This window comes from Snodgrassella gandavensis, assembly GCF_914768025.1.
Taxonomy (GTDB): domain Bacteria; phylum Pseudomonadota; class Gammaproteobacteria; order Burkholderiales; family Neisseriaceae; genus Snodgrassella; species Snodgrassella gandavensis.
The window spans coordinates 101,071-120,171 of record NZ_CAJZCE010000003.1; the positions used below are offsets into that span (position 1 = coordinate 101,071).

Annotated in this window: 15 protein-coding genes, 1 tRNA gene and 1 pseudogene; 14 read left to right on the top strand and 3 right to left on the bottom strand. The window is 43.0% G+C overall.

Annotated features, from left to right (window positions below):
- Positions 1 to 31: 31 nt before the first annotated feature.
- From MJ764_RS03665 to MJ764_RS03685, 5 genes are all read left to right on the top strand, one after another.
- Positions 32 to 2,212: a type IV pilus secretin PilQ gene (locus tag MJ764_RS03665; protein ID WP_239324726.1), complete on the top strand. Its 2,181-nt coding sequence runs from the start codon at positions 32 to 34 to the stop codon at positions 2,210 to 2,212.
- 292 nt (positions 2,213 to 2,504) lie between these two features.
- A complete protein-coding gene (locus MJ764_RS03670; protein WP_239324728.1) occupies positions 2,505 to 3,047 on the top strand; it encodes a shikimate kinase in 543 nt (180 codons plus the stop codon).
- Positions 3,048 to 3,053: 6 nt separating this feature from the next.
- The gene (gene aroB, locus MJ764_RS03675) at positions 3,054 to 4,136 is read left to right on the top strand and encodes a 3-dehydroquinate synthase (protein ID WP_239324730.1); all 1,083 of its coding nucleotides are present in this window, start codon (positions 3,054 to 3,056) and stop codon (positions 4,134 to 4,136) included.
- Positions 4,137 to 4,196: 60 nt separating this feature from the next.
- Entirely contained in the window at positions 4,197 to 4,904 is a 708-nt protein-coding gene (gene trmB, locus MJ764_RS03680) for a tRNA (guanosine(46)-N7)-methyltransferase TrmB (protein WP_239324732.1), read from the top strand.
- A gap of 108 nt (positions 4,905 to 5,012) precedes the next feature.
- Entirely contained in the window at positions 5,013 to 6,206 is a 1,194-nt protein-coding gene (locus tag MJ764_RS03685; protein ID WP_239324734.1) for an amino acid aminotransferase, read from the top strand.
- An 88-nt stretch (positions 6,207 to 6,294) separates the two neighbouring features.
- On the opposite strand, the gene MJ764_RS03690 is transcribed toward MJ764_RS03685, so the two are convergent.
- The 3 genes from MJ764_RS03690 to MJ764_RS03700 all read right to left on the bottom strand — a co-directional run bounded on the left by MJ764_RS03690 (position 6,295) and on the right by MJ764_RS03700 (position 9,212).
- On the bottom strand, positions 6,295 to 6,879 hold the full coding sequence (locus tag MJ764_RS03690; protein WP_239324736.1) for an HdeD family acid-resistance protein: 585 nt from the start codon (positions 6,877 to 6,879) through the stop codon (positions 6,295 to 6,297).
- A 66-nt stretch (positions 6,880 to 6,945) separates the two neighbouring features.
- Positions 6,946 to 7,443: a DUF3465 domain-containing protein gene (locus tag MJ764_RS03695; protein WP_239324738.1), complete on the bottom strand. Its 498-nt coding sequence runs from the start codon at positions 7,441 to 7,443 to the stop codon at positions 6,946 to 6,948.
- Between the two features lie 143 nt (positions 7,444 to 7,586).
- Complete coding sequence (locus tag MJ764_RS03700; RefSeq protein ID WP_239324740.1) at positions 7,587 to 9,212, bottom strand: CTP synthase; 1,626 nt, start codon at positions 9,210 to 9,212, stop codon at positions 7,587 to 7,589.
- A 167-nt stretch (positions 9,213 to 9,379) separates the two neighbouring features.
- Here MJ764_RS03700 and gmk point away from each other — a divergent pair, with 167 nt between their 5' ends.
- From gmk to MJ764_RS11570, 9 genes and pseudogenes are all read left to right on the top strand, one after another.
- Positions 9,380 to 9,991, top strand: a complete 612-nt coding sequence (gmk, locus tag MJ764_RS03705) for a guanylate kinase (RefSeq protein ID WP_239324742.1) — start codon at positions 9,380 to 9,382, stop codon at positions 9,989 to 9,991.
- A 51-nt stretch (positions 9,992 to 10,042) separates the two neighbouring features.
- Positions 10,043 to 10,246: a DNA-directed RNA polymerase subunit omega gene (gene rpoZ, locus MJ764_RS03710; RefSeq protein ID WP_100089686.1), complete on the top strand. Its 204-nt coding sequence runs from the start codon at positions 10,043 to 10,045 to the stop codon at positions 10,244 to 10,246.
- Between the two features lie 15 nt (positions 10,247 to 10,261).
- Positions 10,262 to 12,796, top strand: coding sequence for a RelA/SpoT family protein (locus MJ764_RS03715; RefSeq protein WP_239324744.1), 2,535 nt, complete (start codon positions 10,262 to 10,264; stop codon positions 12,794 to 12,796).
- Between the two features lie 280 nt (positions 12,797 to 13,076).
- On the top strand, positions 13,077 to 13,289 hold the full coding sequence (gene rpsU / locus MJ764_RS03720; protein WP_174827624.1) for a 30S ribosomal protein S21: 213 nt from the start codon (positions 13,077 to 13,079) through the stop codon (positions 13,287 to 13,289).
- A 190-nt stretch (positions 13,290 to 13,479) separates the two neighbouring features.
- Positions 13,480 to 13,923, top strand: a complete 444-nt coding sequence (locus MJ764_RS03725; protein ID WP_239324746.1) for a GatB/YqeY domain-containing protein — start codon at positions 13,480 to 13,482, stop codon at positions 13,921 to 13,923.
- Positions 13,924 to 14,002: 79 nt separating this feature from the next.
- Positions 14,003 to 15,787: a DNA primase gene (dnaG, locus tag MJ764_RS03730; protein WP_239324748.1), complete on the top strand. Its 1,785-nt coding sequence runs from the start codon at positions 14,003 to 14,005 to the stop codon at positions 15,785 to 15,787.
- 59 nt (positions 15,788 to 15,846) lie between these two features.
- Positions 15,847 to 17,808, top strand: coding sequence for an RNA polymerase sigma factor RpoD (gene rpoD / locus MJ764_RS03735; protein ID WP_239324750.1), 1,962 nt, complete (start codon positions 15,847 to 15,849; stop codon positions 17,806 to 17,808).
- A 101-nt stretch (positions 17,809 to 17,909) separates the two neighbouring features.
- A tRNA-Ile gene (locus tag MJ764_RS03740) sits at positions 17,910 to 17,985 on the top strand.
- An 855-nt stretch (positions 17,986 to 18,840) separates the two neighbouring features.
- Positions 18,841 to 18,918, top strand: a pseudogene (locus MJ764_RS11570) (ESPR domain-containing protein); the annotation flags it as partial.
- Between the last annotated feature and the right edge of the window lie 183 nt (positions 18,919 to 19,101).

Consider the following 19,101-nt stretch of genomic DNA (forward strand, 5'->3'; position numbering starts at 1 on the left):
GTAACCCATTTAAAATTAAGAAGGTATCAATATGAAAATTAAAACCATATCTATTTTATCCACTCTGGGTCTGGGTTTACTGAGTCAGAGTCTACTGGCAGGTAATATTACCGCTATCAAAGTTGGTGCTCTGCAGAAGCAACAGCGCTTAATTAAACTTGAGTTTGATAAAGATCCCGCACTACCGCGAGGTTTTACTACCGAGAATCCGGCACGAATTGCACTGGATTTTGCCAGCACCGGATTAGCAGTACCACAAAATCTGCTGAAATTTAATGACTCGGTCTTGCAACAAATTGAAGCTGGTCAGAATTCAGGTCGCACACGCGTTATGCTGTCTTTAGCAAAAGCAAGTCAGTATAATGCCACAATTAAAGGTAACGAAGTCTGGGTATACGTACAAGAATCACTTCCAGCAAAAAATAAAGTTAACAGTAAACAGACTCCGCCCATCAACACTAAACCTGTATTGAATGCACCATCCTATCCAGTAAGCAGCAATATTACAGAACAGGTTGTAAGCCGTCAGTCAGTAAGCGCAGATAACAATACATATAATGTCGCTGGTTCTGTTAATGTAGATTTTCAGAAAGGTAAAAACGGTAATGGCGTAGTTTCCATTATTGGGCTCAATGGCAAAGCCGAACCTGTAATTAAACGCAATCTGTCCAGCCTGACATTAACCTATAAAAATGTACCTTTACTAACCGAACAGCAACGCAATTTTGATGTGACTGACTTTAGCACACCGGTGCGCACTATTCGTTTGCGCCGGATAGGAAATGATACTGAAGTTAATATCCAGATGCAGGGTAGTTGGGAATACAATCAGATTAAAAGTGGCAGTAATCTGATTATAGAAGTATCGCGCCAGTTTGAATTAGACAGCGAGGGATTAAAAAATACCAATAAATCTTTTAAAGGTAAACGCGTTTCTTTAGACTTTCAGGACATTGATGTTCGTACCATTCTACAAATTCTGGCAAAAGAATCCGGTATGAATATTGTCGCCAGCGACAGCGTTCAGGGAAAAATGACTATATCATTAAAAGATGTTCCCTGGGATCAGGCGTTAAATCTGGTGATGGAATCACGCAATCTGGATATGCGTCATAATGGTAACGTAATTAACGTGGCTCCACGCGATGAATTATTGTCCCGTGATACAGCCACTCTTGAACAGCAAAAGAAAATTGATGATTTAGGTCCACTACTTTCCCAAACTTTTCAGCTAAAATACCGGAGTGTAGAAGACTTCAGAAAAATTCTTAACCTTTCGGAGGATGGAAAAAGTTCGGATCCAGAACATAGTATTTTAAGCCCTCGAGGCAGTGCATTACTGGATCCAGCTACTAATACCCTAATTATTACCGATATTACTAGCATCATTAAAAAATTTGAAAAACTGGTAGCACAAGTAGATGTTCCCTCCCAGCAGGTACTGATAGAAGCACGAATTGTAGAAACTACCGATAGTTTTGCACGAGAATTAGGTACCAGATTTGGCTACCTCAGACATACAGGCAAAAATATAATTGGTGGACATTACGCCTCCGACAATACATTGAAAACCGACGGTCAAAATACAGTAAAATTTGACTCGCCAAATGTTAACCTTGGTGTAACTAATCCAACTTCTGTAGTTTCTTGGGTACATAGCTTTGCTTCGGGCGCATTGCTTCTTGAACTTTCAGCTTCGCAAAGCGAAGGTAAAACCAAAATTATTTCGTCACCGCGAGTATTAACTCAGGATCGCAAAGAGGCAAAAATTGAATCTGGTTATGAAGTGCCCTATCAGGAATCAACTTCTAGCGGAGCTACCTCTATCAGTTTTAAAGATGCTATTTTGGGGTTAAAGGTTACACCACAAATTACTCCTGATGGCAATATCATTATGACATTGAAGGTACAAAACGATAAACCGATCTCCTGCTCAAATGTTGCACCTGATGTGCCAGTGACCAGTGATATTTGTATGCAAAAACGAACTGTTGATACCCAGACCATGATAGAAAATGGTGGTACATTAATTATTGGTGGTATTTATAATGAAAATAATGGCAACACTACAAATAAAGTGCCTTTATTAGGCGATATTCCAGGCGTTGGCAATTTATTCAAATACAGAAAAAATACCCAGCAACGTAATGAAGTACTGGTTTTCATTACGCCACGAATTGTTGAATCGACTAATACTCCATTAAAATATTGAGGTAACTTCAGCAGGATCCATTCAGCCAGTCTGTAAAAACAGACTGGCTTTTCTTATTTCAACAATAAATAAATTCGAACTTTAGGTGATTTAGCTAGTCTTTAAAATATCAAATCAGCAAAGAGACATAGAAACATTCTTTCGTTAATTAAAGGGTAATCCATCATAAAAAATTTACAAGATAATAAAGATATACTTATTTATTTATATTTTTAAATTTAACACTATTCATCAATTATCTACCCTCAGTTTACTAATGCATAAATTGCAACACTCAGTTACAATAACAAACATGGATAATATAGCTGGCAATCTGATTCTGATCGGTTTAATGGGAGCAGGTAAAACTACTCTTGGTAAACAACTGGCAAATAAATTACGCCGTCCCTTTTATGATAGCGATCAGGTAATTTGTGAGCGTACTGGTGTTTCCATACCAACCATTTTTGAACTTGAAGGTGAAGCCGGATTTCGCTGTCGTGAGGCAACGGTTATCAGCGAGCTGGTACAACAAAAAAATATTGTTATTGCTACCGGTGGCGGTACCATTTTACAAATCGAAAACCGGCTTAAACTGCAACAGCATGGTCATGTCGTTTATCTTCATGCCCAACCGGAAGTCTTACTGGGAAGAATTCAGCATGATAAAAACCGCCCGCTGTTACAGGTTTCTGACCCACTAGCCAAGCTACAAGAATTATATACTGTACGTGATCCTATTTATCGTGCCACCGCACATACCGTAATAGATGTAGGCAGTCCTTATTGTACTCATACCGTTAGCCGATTAATTCGATTACTGCGTCAACCTTCCCAACAACTGTCTTTGTTATAAGTCATTATGCATACCCTCTCTGTTGCAACCGCCTCACATCAATATCCAATTTTTATTGGTAGCAATTTGCGTGAATCTGCGCACAGTATTCTTGCCCCCTATCTTAATAATAAAATTGCCATTATTAGTAATGATACAGTGGCGGCATTATACTTGTCGCAATGGCAGCAGATTCTGACCCAGTCAGGTTATGAGCATTTCAGTATTATTCTGCCCGATGGTGAACAATATAAAAACTGGCAAACACTGAATCTGATTTATGACGGGCTGATGCAACACAGGGCTGAACGCCAGACTACTTTATTGGCTTTGGGCGGGGGGGTCATTGGCGATATGGTAGGCTTTGCGGCCGCAACTTATCAGCGCGGTGCTCCTTTTATTCAGATTCCTACCACACTTCTTAGTCAGGTAGACTCATCTGTTGGGGGTAAAACAGCAATCAATCATCCTCTGGGAAAAAATATGATTGGCGCGTTTTATCAGCCTCAGGCGGTATTTATCGATTTAAACAGTTTACAAACCTTACCTCCTCGCGAATTTTCCGCTGGTTTGGCAGAAGTAATTAAATATGCAGTATTAGGTGATGTTGAATTTTTACAATGGCTGGAAAGCAATATTGCTGCATTAATTGAACAGAACCCATCTGTACTGGCTCAGGCTATTTATCGCTGCTGCCAGATGAAAGCCGATATTGTAGGCAAAGATGAAAAAGAAGCGGGTATTCGCGCTTATCTCAATCTGGGGCATACCTTTGGTCATGCCATTGAAGCAGAAATGGGCTATGGCAACTGGTTGCATGGAGAAGCTGTTGCTGCGGGTACCGTACTGGCATGTCGCTTGTCGGAACAACTTGGCTATCTGCGTCCAGAAGATACTGCACGCGTTATTACTATATTATCTCAGGCTAATCTGCCCGTTGTTCCCCCGCAAATGTCATTGAATGCATGGCTTACCCATATGAGCCACGATAAAAAAGTAATTGATGGAAACTTGCGTTTTGTCGTGCTAAAAACCCTTGGACAGGCTACGTTAGCCGACAATATAACAGCAGAAACACTGGCGACAACATTGCAGCAATATATCTCCTGAAGCATGTTAGAATCCCTATCTGCCCAATTATCAACTTTTATGTTAAACGCAAGATAAAGTATGACCAATAAACCCGATCTGCAAGTAAAAAGTAATAAAGAGCACGCTCGTGGCATCCGCAGCTTTGTCCTTCGCCAAGGCCACATGACTGCTGCACAACAACGTGCCATTGATACACAATGGACACAATTCGGTGTTGATTTCAATACAAACATAGTAGATTTAGACACTATATTCAATAGGAATGCACCTAAAATACTGGAAATCGGCTTTGGCATGGGGGTCGCAACTGCCACAATTGCCCAGAATCTGCCTGCATGCGACTTTCTTGCTATTGATGTACACGGACCAGGTGTAGGTAATCTGTTAAAACTGATTCAGGAACAGAATATTCAGAATATAAAAGTGATGCGCCACGATGCAGTGGAAGTGGTCAATCATATGCTCAGCAATGATAGTCTACATGGCATCCATATTTTTTTCCCGGATCCATGGCACAAAAAGCGCCATCATAAACGTCGCCTGATTCAGATACCCTTTATTGCCCAGTTACTTCCAAAATTGCAAAAAAACGGCTATATTCATCTAGCTACTGACTGGCAAGAATATGCAGAGCAGATGCTTGAAGTATTAACCAGCTTCCCGGAATTACAAAATACTGCTAATGATTTTGCTACAACACCCGCCTATCGGCCGGAAACAAAATTTGAAGCACGCGGTAAACGTCTGGGACATGGTGTGTGGGATTTGGTTTTTGTAAAAAAATAACAGCAATAATTAATAAGAGTAAAGACATTTAAGGTACAATCACCTTGGATTGCATAACGGCAATTCATTTTTCCGTCAAATAACATTGCTGTCTTCTAAGGAACTGAGATGTTTCAGAATGTCGAATACTATCCAGGAGATCCTATACTAGGTCTGATGGATCAATACAAACAGGATTCGCGCAGCCATAAAGTGAATCTGGGTGTAGGTGTTTATTATGATGATACTGGTCATGTACCTGTACTGGAATGCGTTAAAACCGTAGAGTCGCGAATGGTAGAACAGCATCTGCCGCATGATTATCTACCAATGGACGGGCTGCCAGGTTATCGACAAGCCTGCCAAAGATTATTACTCGGCAATGAGCATGAAGCCATTAAAAACGGACGGGTTGCCACTATTGCCAGCCTTGGCGGTTCTGGTGCTTTGCGCATAGGTGCAGAATTTATTCACCATTGGTTCCCACACGCAAAAGCTTACGTCAGCAATCCTACCTGGGGCAACCACATCAGTATATTTGAGGGCGCAGGAATAGAAGTACATAAATATCCCTACTATGATCCAGAAACCATCGGCATTAAATTTACAGAATTAAAACAGTTTCTTCTACAACTGGAAGTAGGCAGTATTATTTTGTTACATCCCTGCTGCCACAATCCTACTGGTGTTGATCCTACTCATCAGCAATGGGATGAACTGCTGGAAATTATCAGACAACAGCAATTAATACCTTTTATGGACATAGCATATCAGGGATTTGGTGACGATATTGATACTGATACCTATGCTATTCGCAAAGCTGTTGATATGGGCTTATGTGTTTATATCAGTAATTCATTTTCCAAAAATCTGTCCATGTATGGTGAACGTATTGGTGGCCTGAGCATAGTCTGTCCTACAGCGGAAGAAGCTCAGTTGGTACAAAGCCAGCTCAAATTTACTATTCGCCGTTTATACTCAAGCCCTCCCGCATACGGTGGCCATATTGTTGACCATGTGATGAATAATAGCCAATTATTTCGACAATGGGAGCAGGAAGTTTACACCATGCGCGACCGTATTCGTGCTATGCGCTCTCGTTTGTACGAAGTATTGCAGACTAAAATCCCAGAACGCGATTTCAGCTATTTCATTAAACAACGTGGGATGTTCAGCTTTACGGGCTTAAGCCCCCAGCAGGTAACACGCTTAAAAAGTGAATTTGGCGTGTATTTAGTCGAAAATGGTCGCATGTGTATGGCTGGCCTAAATAGTAGCAATATAGAATATGTAGCCAATGCCATGGCCGAAGTATTGAAATAAAAGCGTTTTCTAAATAATAAAAACTGGCTGGTTTAACTTATTACCAGCCAGTTTTTTTTAATGAGGAATGTTAGATTTTATATAAAAATCAATTATTTTCATTTATCTTTAACGTAGCGAATCGACGTACTCGAAAAGCCAAAGCAATGTTCACAACACCAAACAATGCTGCATAAACACCAATAACCCAAGTCAGTGCGATACCGCCTTGTATAGGATTGACAAACAAAATAATACCCACCAAAACCGACAATATACCCGCAACAATCATCCATCCCTCTGCACGAATAGATCGACGCAAACGAATAGCAGCGATGATCTGTAATATACCACTAACTAATGCCCAGATTGCAATCAATGTAATCAAAACTAGCCACGTTATACCCGGAACAAAAAAAGTCAACATAGCGGCCAGAATACTGACAATACCCCAAATCAACATCAGCCACCAATCCTGATGCGTCTGGCGACCTCTGATAGCAATTACTACACCCATCACCCCATCAACCAAAACATAAATGCCAAAAAACATTACCATGATCAAAATAGATATAAATGGATAAAACCACGTCAGTAAGCCAAAAACTAAAGCGGCAATCCCGCGTATCAGTATTATCCACCAGTTTTCAGACAGCAAATTAGCCAATGGACTACGAAAAGAAAGATTATTCACTATATTTCCTCTATTTAAATATAAACCACAAATAATAAATTTTTAAAACCCAATACCTCAGCAAGCTTATTGATAACGCCTGCCCTGATATAACAACCAGCCATCAGCATGACGGTGAGCGGGATCATGATGTGTCCAATGTATCAGGCCACCCCGTTCATTACTAATATATTCACCAGTAAAACCAACCTTATCCCCACGCTGCAAACCGTCTAATCGGGGCGCCAGATCAATATTGTGTACCACCAAAAGAGTACCATTATCAGTCTTGAGTATAAATCGCTGATGACGAATACCCTTATTATCATCGGGCAAAGTTTTAATCACCTTGCCCTCTCCATAAACCTGTACCTTATCCAGATTTTCATTTTGAGCCTGCTGAACAGGAATAGCTCCCAACACCGGACTGCTGGTCGATGGCGCACCGGTTAAATTATTCCGAATCGATTTAAAAGACTCTACTATCTGCTCTTGCGCATGACTCTTTTGCTGCTCATCCACCGCGCCATACTGCCACCACCACAGACCCAATGCCACAATGACCAGTAAAATAATATTTTTCATAGCAAGGAATATATATGTACCACTTGTTAATACTAAAACCATCATACAAAATGTAATTACAGATAGCAAAAATATTAATAGTTTTAAACAAAAAACAGGCTACCCGAAAAACGGGTAGCCTGTTCAGCAAGCAAAAAATTGATTTATTTCTTATAAGCCAATGCCGCCTTAATAAAAGCAGTAAACAAAGGATGGCCATTCTTCGGCGTTGAAGTAAATTCAGGATGGAACTGACAGGCAAAAAACCAAGGATGATTCGGTAACTCAATGGTTTCCACCAATTGTTCATGTCCCGTAGATACACCACCAATTACCAGACCCGCCTGCTGTAACTGAGGCAGATAGTAGTTATTAACTTCATAACGATGACGGTGACGCTCACGAATTAACTCATTACCATAAATAGTTCTGGCCAAAGAACCAGCCGCCAACTTGACTTCCTGTGCACCTAAACGCATTGTGCCACCAAGATTAGTATTAATATCGCGCTTTTCAATCTGGCCATCGCGATCCTGCCACTCACTAATCAGGGCAACAACGGGATGCTGAGTTTTCAAGTTGAATTCAGTTGAATTGGCACCTTCCAGATTTGCCACATCACGCGCATATTCAATCAGAGCAATCTGCATACCCAAACAAATACCCAGATAAGGTATTTTCTGTTCACGAGCATAGCGTACAGCAGCAATTTTACCTTCCACTCCACGAGTACCAAACCCGCCTGGAACCAGAATGGCATCCATATCCTGCAAACAGGCTGTCCCATCTGTTTCCAGAATTTCACTATCAATATAGTGAATATCTACATCTGTTTCAGTTTGAATACCGGCATGTTTTAATGCTTCGGATAAAGATTTATATGACTCAGTCAAATCCACATACTTGCCCACCATGGCAATTTTTACTTTATGCTTCGGATGTTGTACTGAGTAGACGATCTTGTTCCATGCAGTCAAATCAGCCTGCTGAACATTCAGCTGCAATTGTTCACAGATAATACTATCAATACCCTGATCATGTAGCATTCCCGGCACTTCATAAATACTGTCTACATCATAGCAGCTAATAACAGCACGTTCTTCAACATTACAGAACAGAGCAATCTTGCGTTTTTCCTCTTCCGGCATCGGCCGATCCATGCGACAGATCAGCACATCAGGCTGAATACCGATTTCACGTAATTCCTTGACAGAATGCTGTGTTGGCTTGGTTTTGATTTCACCGGCAGCGGCAATAAAGGGAACATACGAAAGATGAACAAAAAGAGTATTCCCTCTTCCCTGCTGGCTACGCATCTGTCTGATAGCTTCCAGAAAAGGGAGAGATTCAATATCACCTACCGTGCCACCGATTTCCACAATAGCAACATCATAGCCGGCAGCACCCTCATGAATCTTGCGTTTAATTTCATCAGTAATGTGCGGAATAACCTGAACCGTTCCGCCCAGATAATCACCACGACGCTCCTTATGAATTACACTTTCATAAACCTGACCAGACGTAAAATTGTTGCGCTTTTGCATAGTGGCATCAATAAAGCGCTCGTAATGCCCCAAATCCAGATCAGTTTCAGCGCCGTCATCGGTAACGAATACCTCACCATGCTGAAAGGGGCTCATTGTACCCGGATCAACATTAATATAAGGATCCAGTTTAAGCATGGTCACTTTAAGACCACGAGATTCCAAAATAGCAGCAGTAGACGCAGCGGCAATGCCTTTACCTAGTGAAGAGACCACACCGCCAGTCACAAAAATAAACTTGGTCATGACAATCAGCAGGAAATTGAATTTAGCATTTTAGCCGAAACTAGCACTAAAAGAAAGCTATTACCGGCCACAGACAGTGCAAGAATATGCAATAATCCCGTCATCCAGATTGGCGTAACATTCACGGCTGTGGCATAATTAGCCACCGTAATCCTTAAATTCATATTATGTTGCAATCTGGACATATTTTCATTGTTTCTGCTGCTTCCGGAACAGGCAAAACCACTCTGGTATCGCGCCTGAGTGCCAATCAGCCAGATATCCGTATTTCTATTTCCCATACCACCAGAATGCCGCGTGAAGGAGAGCAAAATGGTGTACATTACCATTTTGTTAGCCGTAGTGAATTTGAGGAAATGATTGCTGCCAGTGCATTTATTGAGCATGCCAATGTATACGGCAACTACTACGGCACCAGTTTAAAAGCAGTAGAATCATTAAGACAACAGGGCTACAACGTTATTCTGGAAATCGATGTTCAAGGAGCAGAACAAATTCGTCGTTTACTGCCAGAAGCAACCAGTATTTTTATTTTACCCCCCTCAATGACTGAACTGACCGAACGTCTGCAAAACCGTGGCACTGATAGCGAAGACGTCATTGCCTATCGTCTGGAAAAATCACGCGAAGAAATTGAGCAAAGCAGACTGTTTGATTATGTAATTGTTAATCATGAGCTTACTCAAGCAGAGCAGGATTTACTGGCAATTATTCGCTCGGTTGGATTACGTGCACAAGCACAAACTCAAACAATTACCCGGATTCTAACCGGAGAATAATTTTTTTAAACTATCTCTTACTTACCTGATATCAGGATTGGAATTCAGATTATGGCTCGTATTACTGTAGAAGATTGTGTCGGACGCATTCCCAATCACTTTGACCTAACCATGATTGCCGCCTTGCGTGCACGCCAGCTTGCCAATGGTGCTACCGCACTGGTCGATGAAGATCATGACAAACCCACTGTTATTGCCCTTCGTGAAATCGCCAGCGGACAAATTGGAACAGAATTACTTAACCAGCAAAAATAATACAGGCAAATAGCCATGTTTCCACCCAGCCTACCCTATAAACCGCCAGCAAACCAATGGCGGGATAAACTGTTTGCACATACAGAATATCTGTACAAACAGGAACGCTGGAAACTACTGGAACAGGCTTGTGCCTATATTTATTCATTGGCAGAGCAAACTGGCAAAACTGCGCTACTTGAACGCAGTTTTGCCATTACTACATCACTGGCTGAAAACCAGCAACGTGTACAGGCACTTGCAGCGGTCTTAATCAAAACAGCTTTCGAGGATTTATCCATCACAACTACAGATAACCAAATGCCCAGCGAGGCCATGGGTCCTGTAGGCATGAAGATTTTTAATGAGATTAATACCTTATCACACACCAGCATAGCAACCCAGCTAAAATGCTGTCAGCAGCAAATAGAAAACAGTTATCAGGCCATCATTACTGAAGCACAGAATAAACTTCTGAATACTGCTTCTTACCTCAACAAAGAAGACCTGAATCTGCTCAATAAAGCATGTGAATTTGGTGTCATTGCACATCAGGGGCAATTTCGCAATAGCGGCTTGCCCTATATTACTCACCCGCTGGCAGTTGCCACCCAGCTAGCAGAATGGCACGTAGACATACAAGCTTTATGCGCCGGCGTACTGCATGATGTACTGGAAGACACCGGTACCACCAAAGAAGAAATCATTGCAGCATTTGGCGAAACCATCGCCAATATGGTTGATGGATTATCGAAGCTGGAAAAGCTCGAATACAATAGCCAGCAGGAAGCACAGGCCGAAAGCTTCCGCAAACTGATAATGGCGATGACTCAGGACGTTCGCGTGATTATCGTCAAATTGTCAGACCGATTACACAACATGCGCACATTATCGGCCAAAAAACCAGCCAGCCGAAGACGCATTGCCCAAGAAACCATGGAAATCTATGCACAACTGGCCAATCGAATCGGATTAAATCACGTTTATCGTGAATTGCAGGATTTAGCTTTCAGGCATTTATACCCCCATCGCTATGAAGTTCTGGCAAAAGCCATTCAATCATCTCGGCGCAACCGACGCGACGTAGTCGGTAAAGTATTGCGCGCCTTCAGCCAGCGTCTGGTCAGCGCCAATATCGAAGCACAAGTAAGAGGCAGAGAAAAAAACCTTTACAGCATTTATGAAAAAATGCGCCGCAAAAATCTACACTTTGCTGACGTAATGGACATCTACGCTTTCAGAGTCATTGTCAACAACATTCCTGCCTGCTATACCGCCTTAGGTGTTTTACATAACCTTTATAAGCCCAAACCAGGGCGAATCAAAGATTACATTGCCATCCCCAAAAACAATGGCTATCAAAGCCTGCATACCATTCTCATTGGACCATATGGCCTGCCGATAGAAGTACAGATACGCACTCATGAAATGGACACCATAGCCGAACGCGGCATTGCCAGCTACTGGATGCACAAAGATGGCGAACAGAACAGCTTTGATCAGGCACAGATGCGTACCAACCAGTGGCTGCAAAGCATTCTCGACATTCAGGCTCACAGTGCCAACGCCATTGAATTTCTTGAGCATGTAAAAACCGATCTGTTTCCGAATGAAGTATATGTTTTCACCCCTAAAGGTAAAATCATCACCTTGCCAGAAGGTGCCACACCCGTTGATTTTGCCTATGCAGTCCATACCGATATTGGCAACCGCACCGTATCAGCACGTATCAACCATAACCTAATGCCATTGCGTACCCGCTTGCATACAGGTGATACAGTAGAAATCATCACCTCAAGTAATGGCCATCCCACACCAGCATGGCTAGCCTTTACCGTATCCAGCCATGCACGCAGCGCCATCCGCAGCCAGATAAAAAAAATGAATCGTTGCGATGCCATACGTCTGGGCGAAAAGCTACTACAAAAAGCACTGTCCAGCCTGTTGCCAGAAAATGTTTTACTGTCTGACAGCCTGAAAGACAAATATCTGGCTGATTTACGCCTAAAAAACACCTCATTTGAAAACGTCCTGTGCGAAGTTGGCATGGGATTACTGCAACCTGTCTCAGTGGCCATGCATATTGCCGAGCTGGCTGGAGAACACTTTAACAACACCATCAAACTCACACCAATTAACCTCACCGGCAACGAATCAGCACATATTCATCTGGCCAAATGCTGCCACCCTATTCCCGGCGATGCCATCAAAGCACTGCTGATTAAAGATGAGGGAATCATCATACATCGCGATACCTGCAACAACATCCTCAAAACAGATCCCGAGCTTCAACTGGATGCCAACTGGGATATCATGCAGGCAGACAACTACCAAGTCACCCTGTGCCTGAATGCTATCGATAGCCATGGCCTGCTGGCTACCATAGCGGAGGCTATCTCCTCTAATGGCAGCAACATCAAATCAGTAGAAACCACATCAAAAAAACTTGAAGGCGTGGAAGGATTTATCGAATTTCGCTTTGTATTACAAGTAAAAGACTTAGACCAGCTCAACCTAATCACACGCGATCTGCACTCCATACCCCAGATTCGCCGAGTAAATCGTATCTAACACAAATATTTGTAGAAAATATCAGCATCAATCTATTCAACATCATCTTGACGACACAGATTTAATCAGCCATAATTAAACCTTATTTATTTAAAATAACCATATATCTGTTTATACTTTTATACATACAGATATAGCCATCATTTACACCTTGGGAGGTGATGTTGTAGACGGTTATGCGGTACCGTAAACACCGCCTTTGCCATCAAATGGCAGTAATTCAGTATTTACCATACTGATGAATAAATCAGTAACAAAATTAATTTACTCAGGAAAAAACATGCCTTCTGTACGTGTAAAAGAAAATGAACCTTTTGAAGTTGCAATGCGCCGTTTCAAACGCACTGTAGAAAAAACCGGCCTGATGACCGAACTACGTGCACGCGAAGCTTACGAAAAACCAACTACCGAACGTAAACGCAAAAAAGCAGCAGCCGTAAAACGTTTGCAGAAACGCTTGCGCAGCCAGCAATTGCAACCAAAATACTATTAATTGGTTAATTGGTATCGCTGGCTCATCAAGTCTTGCAGCCGGGTGAACACCATAAAAAACAATACCGCAGGCTATTGCTTGCGGTATTTGCATTTTAACGATTAAAAACTGTAGCAAACCGGAAACATAGCAATAAACTACTAACCATCAATTCAATTAATACTTATTCATTTCATTGCGAGCATCCATTATGAGCCTAAAACAACAACTGCAGGAAGACATGAAAACAGCCTTGCGCAACCATGACTCAACTACCCTGTCTACCATCCGCATGGCACTGGCTGCAATAAAACAGATCGAAGTAGACGAACGAATCGAAGTCGACGATAGTCGCTTCACAGCAATCATCAGCAAAATGGTCAAACAGCGCAAAGAATCTGTACGTATGTATACCGAAGGTGGCAGAAATGATCTGGCCGAAAAAGAGCAGGCAGAAATCAACCTGTTACAACAATACCTGCCTAAAATGCTAGATGACGCCGAAATCGAAGCCGAAATCCAAGATGCCATTGCCAGCGTCGGTGCCACACAACCCAGTGACATGGGCAAAGTAATGGGTGTTTTGAAAAAAACACTAGCTGGCAAAGCCGACATGAGTGAAGTCAGCAAAAAAATCAAACAGCTTTTAGCCTGATAATTAACAACAGCAGCACAAACAAACCTAAAAAACAGGTTTTAAATCTTTAGCATAGAAGTAGACAGGCGTAGTTGGCATGATACCAGGCGAATTTATTGACGAACTATTGAATAAAATCGATATCGTTGACGTAATCGAAGAGTTTGTACCGCTGAAAAAAAGCGGAGCCAACTACATGGCCTGCTGCCCATTTCATAAAGAAAAATCACCCTCCTTTTCCGTTAGCCCCACCAAACAGTTTTATCACTGCTTTGGCTGTGGCGTGCATGGTTCCGCCATAGGCTTTATCATGGAATATCAGGGACTGAGTTTTCAGGAAGCCGTACAGTTTCTGGCCGACCGTATTGGCACGACCGTCCCAAAGCAGGCCGGCCACAGTAATCCACAGGCACAAAAAGCACACAAACAGCAACAGCAAACCCTTGAACAAACCACCGCCGCAGCCGCCACATACTATCAGCAGCAACTAAAAACCTCATTGCGTGCCCAAAATTATTTACAGCAACGCGGCCTCAGTGACGAAATCATCATCCATTACGGCCTCGGCTATGCCCCGGATGACTGGCAGGCACTAGCCAAAGTCTTCCAACCCTATCCAAGCAATGCACTAGTAAACAGCGGCATGGTCATAACCAAAGATGACCGCCATTACGACCGCTTTCGCGATCGCATCATGTTTCCCATCCGCAGCACCCGTGGCCAGATAATCGGATTTGGTGCCCGCATCATTGAAACCGGCGAACCTAAATACCTCAACTCACCAGAAACCCCCTTATTTGACAAAGGCCGAAACCTGTATGGCCTGTATGAAGCACGAGCTGCAATCAAAGAAGCCCAACGAGTACTGGTAGTAGAAGGTTATATGGACGTAGTCGCACTGGCACAGTTTGGTCTGGGCTATGCCGTAGCTGCACTGGGCACAGCCACCACAGCCGAACATGTACGTCTATTAATGCGCCAAAGTGATCACATCTATTTCTGCTTTGATGGCGATACTGCCGGCAAAAAAGCCGCCTGGCGCGCATTGGAAAATGCCTTACCGCAGCTAAAAGATGACAAAATTTTACACTTCCTGTTTTTACCGGCCGAACATGACCCAGACAGCTACGTACGCAGCCATGGTTTAAAAACCTTTGAAGACGCCTTACTTAACCAAAGCCTGCCATTATCAGCCTACTTCTGGCAAACCCTGACTGAAAGCATCGATCTCAACACACAAGAAGGCAAAGCTGAACTGATTAAAACAGCCAGCCCCTTATTGGCACAAATCAAAGCCCCAGCACTGTCTTTCCTGCTCCGTCAGGAACTTAGCCAGAAAGTAGGCATAGACGAACATAACCTGGCTCAACTACTGGGACAGCAGCAACCCAGACAACCGGCTATACAACAGAAAAATTACCGCTTACCTCAGAATACATTCCGGCAGCCCCCAGTCATGTCACTGGCACAAAAGCAGATACGTGCACTATTGATAAATCCACAATGGGCCGTATATATAGAACTACCAGAATATCTCGACCTGCACGGCGACTATGCATGCCTCGCCGCGCTGGCCGAACGCATACAAGCCTCCGTTACACCACTGAACAGTGGTGCCGTGCTGGAACTGATGCGTAACACAGAATTTGAACCCATCATCCGGCAGATTATCCATGACTATCTGGATTCACCGGATGTTATGCAGCCAGGAAATGAAGATGACTGCACCACGTTCAAACAGGGCATGCAAAAATTACTGGACAACCTTAAGACACAGCAGATTGATGCGTTGAAGCGCAAACTCCAGCATGGAAAACTAAGTGCCGACGAAAAACAGTTACTACTGCTGCTCTTAAGCCCGCCCAAAATACCGTCAGCATAGAATGACACCACTACAACCGCTTGCAGCGACAAAGCCGCTGCAAAAACATCGAGTAAACCATGGCAAACTCAACACCGAAAAAGACCACCATCGATACCAGTCAAGAGCAAGATGACGCACGTCCATTAACCGCAGAAGAACAGCGCGCCCGCTTGCGCCAGCTAATTATTCAAGGCAAAGAACGTGGGTACATCACCTACGCCGAAATCAACGATGCCCTGCCCGACGAAATGTCAGATGCAGATCAGATCGACAACATCGTTTCCATGATTTCCGGCCTCGGCATTCAAGTCACCGAAGAAGCACCTGATGCCGAAAGCCTGTTGATGGGCGACAACACCGCCAACATGACCGACGATGATGCAGTAGCCGAAGCAGAAGCTGCACTGTCCAATGCAGACAACGAATTCGGCCGCACTACCGACCCTGTACGCATGTACATGCGCGAAATGGGACAAGTAGACCTGCTAACCCGCGAAGATGAAATCATCATCGCCAAAAAAATCGAAAATGCCCTGCGCAACATGATTCAGGCCATTTCCGCCTGCCCCGGTTCAGTTGCAGAAATACTGACCCTCATCGATGCCGTACGCAAAGACGAAATCAAAGTAGATGAAGTAGTCGAAGCCATCGTCGACCCACATGAAGAACTACTGGACGAACTCGGTATAGGACTAGACAGCAAAAGCGACGATGCCGAAGTTGTTGACGACAGCGACGACAGCGTAGAAGTTGATGACGACTCCGAAGAAAGCGACGAAGAAAACGCAGCACTGGCCGCATCCGCCAATCTCGAAGAACTGCGCCAGAAAACCCTCGAACATTTCGACGGTATTCAAAGCCGCTACGAAGCCATGGTTGCCGCCTTACAGGAAAAAGGCAGCCAGCATGCCGACTACCTCAAACTGCAACAAGAAATTGCCGAACAGCTATTGCAAGTGCGCTTTGCTACCCGTCAGATAGAAAGCCTGTGCGACAACCTGCGCATGCGCGTTAGTCAGGTACGGCAACTCGAACGCGACATCCGCGATATCGCCCTCAACCGAGTACACATGGAACGCGACTACTTTATCAAAAGCTTCGCCAACCGTACCACCGATCTGGGCTGGGTAGATGAAGAACTGTCCCTGAACCGTGTTTGGAACGAAGCCCTGCGCCGCTTCCAGTATGCCATCATCGAAAAGCAAACCGAACTGGCCAACCTCGAACAAACCGCCCAGATTTCACTGGACGAACTCAAACAGATTAACAAAAACATGGTCAAAAGCGAGCAAGAAACAGCCGCGGCCAAGCAGGAAATGATTCAGGCCAACCTGCGACTGGTTATCTCCATTGCCAAAAAATACACCAATCGCGGCCTGCAATTTCTCGACCTAATTCAGGAAGGCAACATCGGCCTGATGAAAGCCGTAGACAAATTCGAATACCGGCGTGGCTACAAATTTTCCACTTATGCTACATGGTGGATTCGTCAGGCCATCACCCGCTCAATCGCAGATCAGGCGCGTACCATCCGCATTCCGGTACACATGATTGAAACCATCAACAAAATGAATCGCATTTCCCGCCAGTACTTACAGGAAAACGGCGAAGAAGCCGATTCCGCCAAACTGGCTGAGCTGATGGAAATGCCGGAAGACAAAATCCGCAAAATCATGAAAATCGCCAAAGAACCCATTTCCATGGAAACACCGATTGGCGATGATGATGATTCACATCTGGGCGACTTTATCGAAGACGCAAACAACGTAGCACCAGCAGATGCAGCCATGTACTCCAGCCTGCGTGAAGTAACCAAAGATGTACTCGAAAGCCTCACCCCGCGCGAAGCCAAAGTACTGCGTATGCGCTTTGGCATCGACATGAATACCGACCACACCCTCGAAGAAGTCGGTAAACAGTTTGACGTGACCCGTGAGCGTATTCGCCAGATTGAGGCCAAAGCCCTGCGTAAACTGCGCCACCCTACCCGCTCCGACCGGCTGAAAAGCTTCCTCGACAGCGATGAAAACAAACAGTAAACTTTTTATCTTTTAAAACCAAAATCATCCGCGCACAGCGGATGATTTTTTATGTAAAACCTTGCAATAGCAATCCATCTTGGCTACAATACGCGCTTCACGGGTCTGTAGCTCAGGGGTTAGAGCAGGGGACTCATAATCCCTTGGTCGTGGGTTCGAACCCCACTGGACCCACCAAAAAAACCCCACCAAATTTTGCATCAGGCAGAATTATCATCAAAACCGCTATCAAGCGGCTTTTTTTATCACTTCACAGTCCATCAATCTGCAAAATAAATAAAACAGTTACACAGACAGCTCAAACGACAAAATTCTGATAATAGTTTGCCTTTCGGACTAGTACCCACTCTTGGAAGATTTTAGACTCATAAACAACGTGATCTGATCTTTACATAACATACCAACAATACATATATTTATCAGTACACTATGTCTTGATACACTTACTCCCAAAAGCGCACTAAATACCTTTCCAAAATATATCCATTCATCCCACAGATAAACAGATAATAGTCCAAATAAAATATCTGCTATATCTTCATAGCTGCAAAATTAACACAATTATACATAATTTTTATTTTTTTTAATCTTAACGTAAATATACCGCCACTACAGGCTTTAAATCTAACCTTATCCGAATAACATATAATATTATTACCTATAAATAACAAAAACTTTCATTAACCCTTATAATTCCTTTAATAATATCTGAGCCATATTAAACTAAAGGACTAATTTATCGGACATAGCTATAGCTTTATTTCCACTCACCACCCATATGCATAAACCATGTTAACCATCATCAAAATATTACCTTTTTTGTTGGTAAGCAAAAGCAGCTCTGTTACAGCTTCAGCACACAAATAGCATAAAGTTAACTTTATTTGGATATGATATGACTTATCTTCTATAATCCATATATACATAATTTTATTTATTTTATCAATAAATGACATATTGAAATCAAACAGTGTAGATTTTAATTAAAAATTAAAATTTACTTTTCAACATTTACATGATTAAGGATTACTGATGAATAGAATTTACAAATCTAAATGGAGTGAATCCACCCAGACATGGGTAGCCTGCTCGGAGCTGGCACGTGGCAAAATTAAGAACAACTGTAGCAAAATTGTTGTAGCGATTGCATTAGCCTTAACCAGTATCAGCTCGTACGCTGCTTGTAATTCTTCAGATTCAGATATTAACGCTTCAAATTCTGAGGAGTGTAAATTAACAGGATTTACATATAACTCGATTTCTGCAAACAATGCAACGATAAGTATAGAAAGA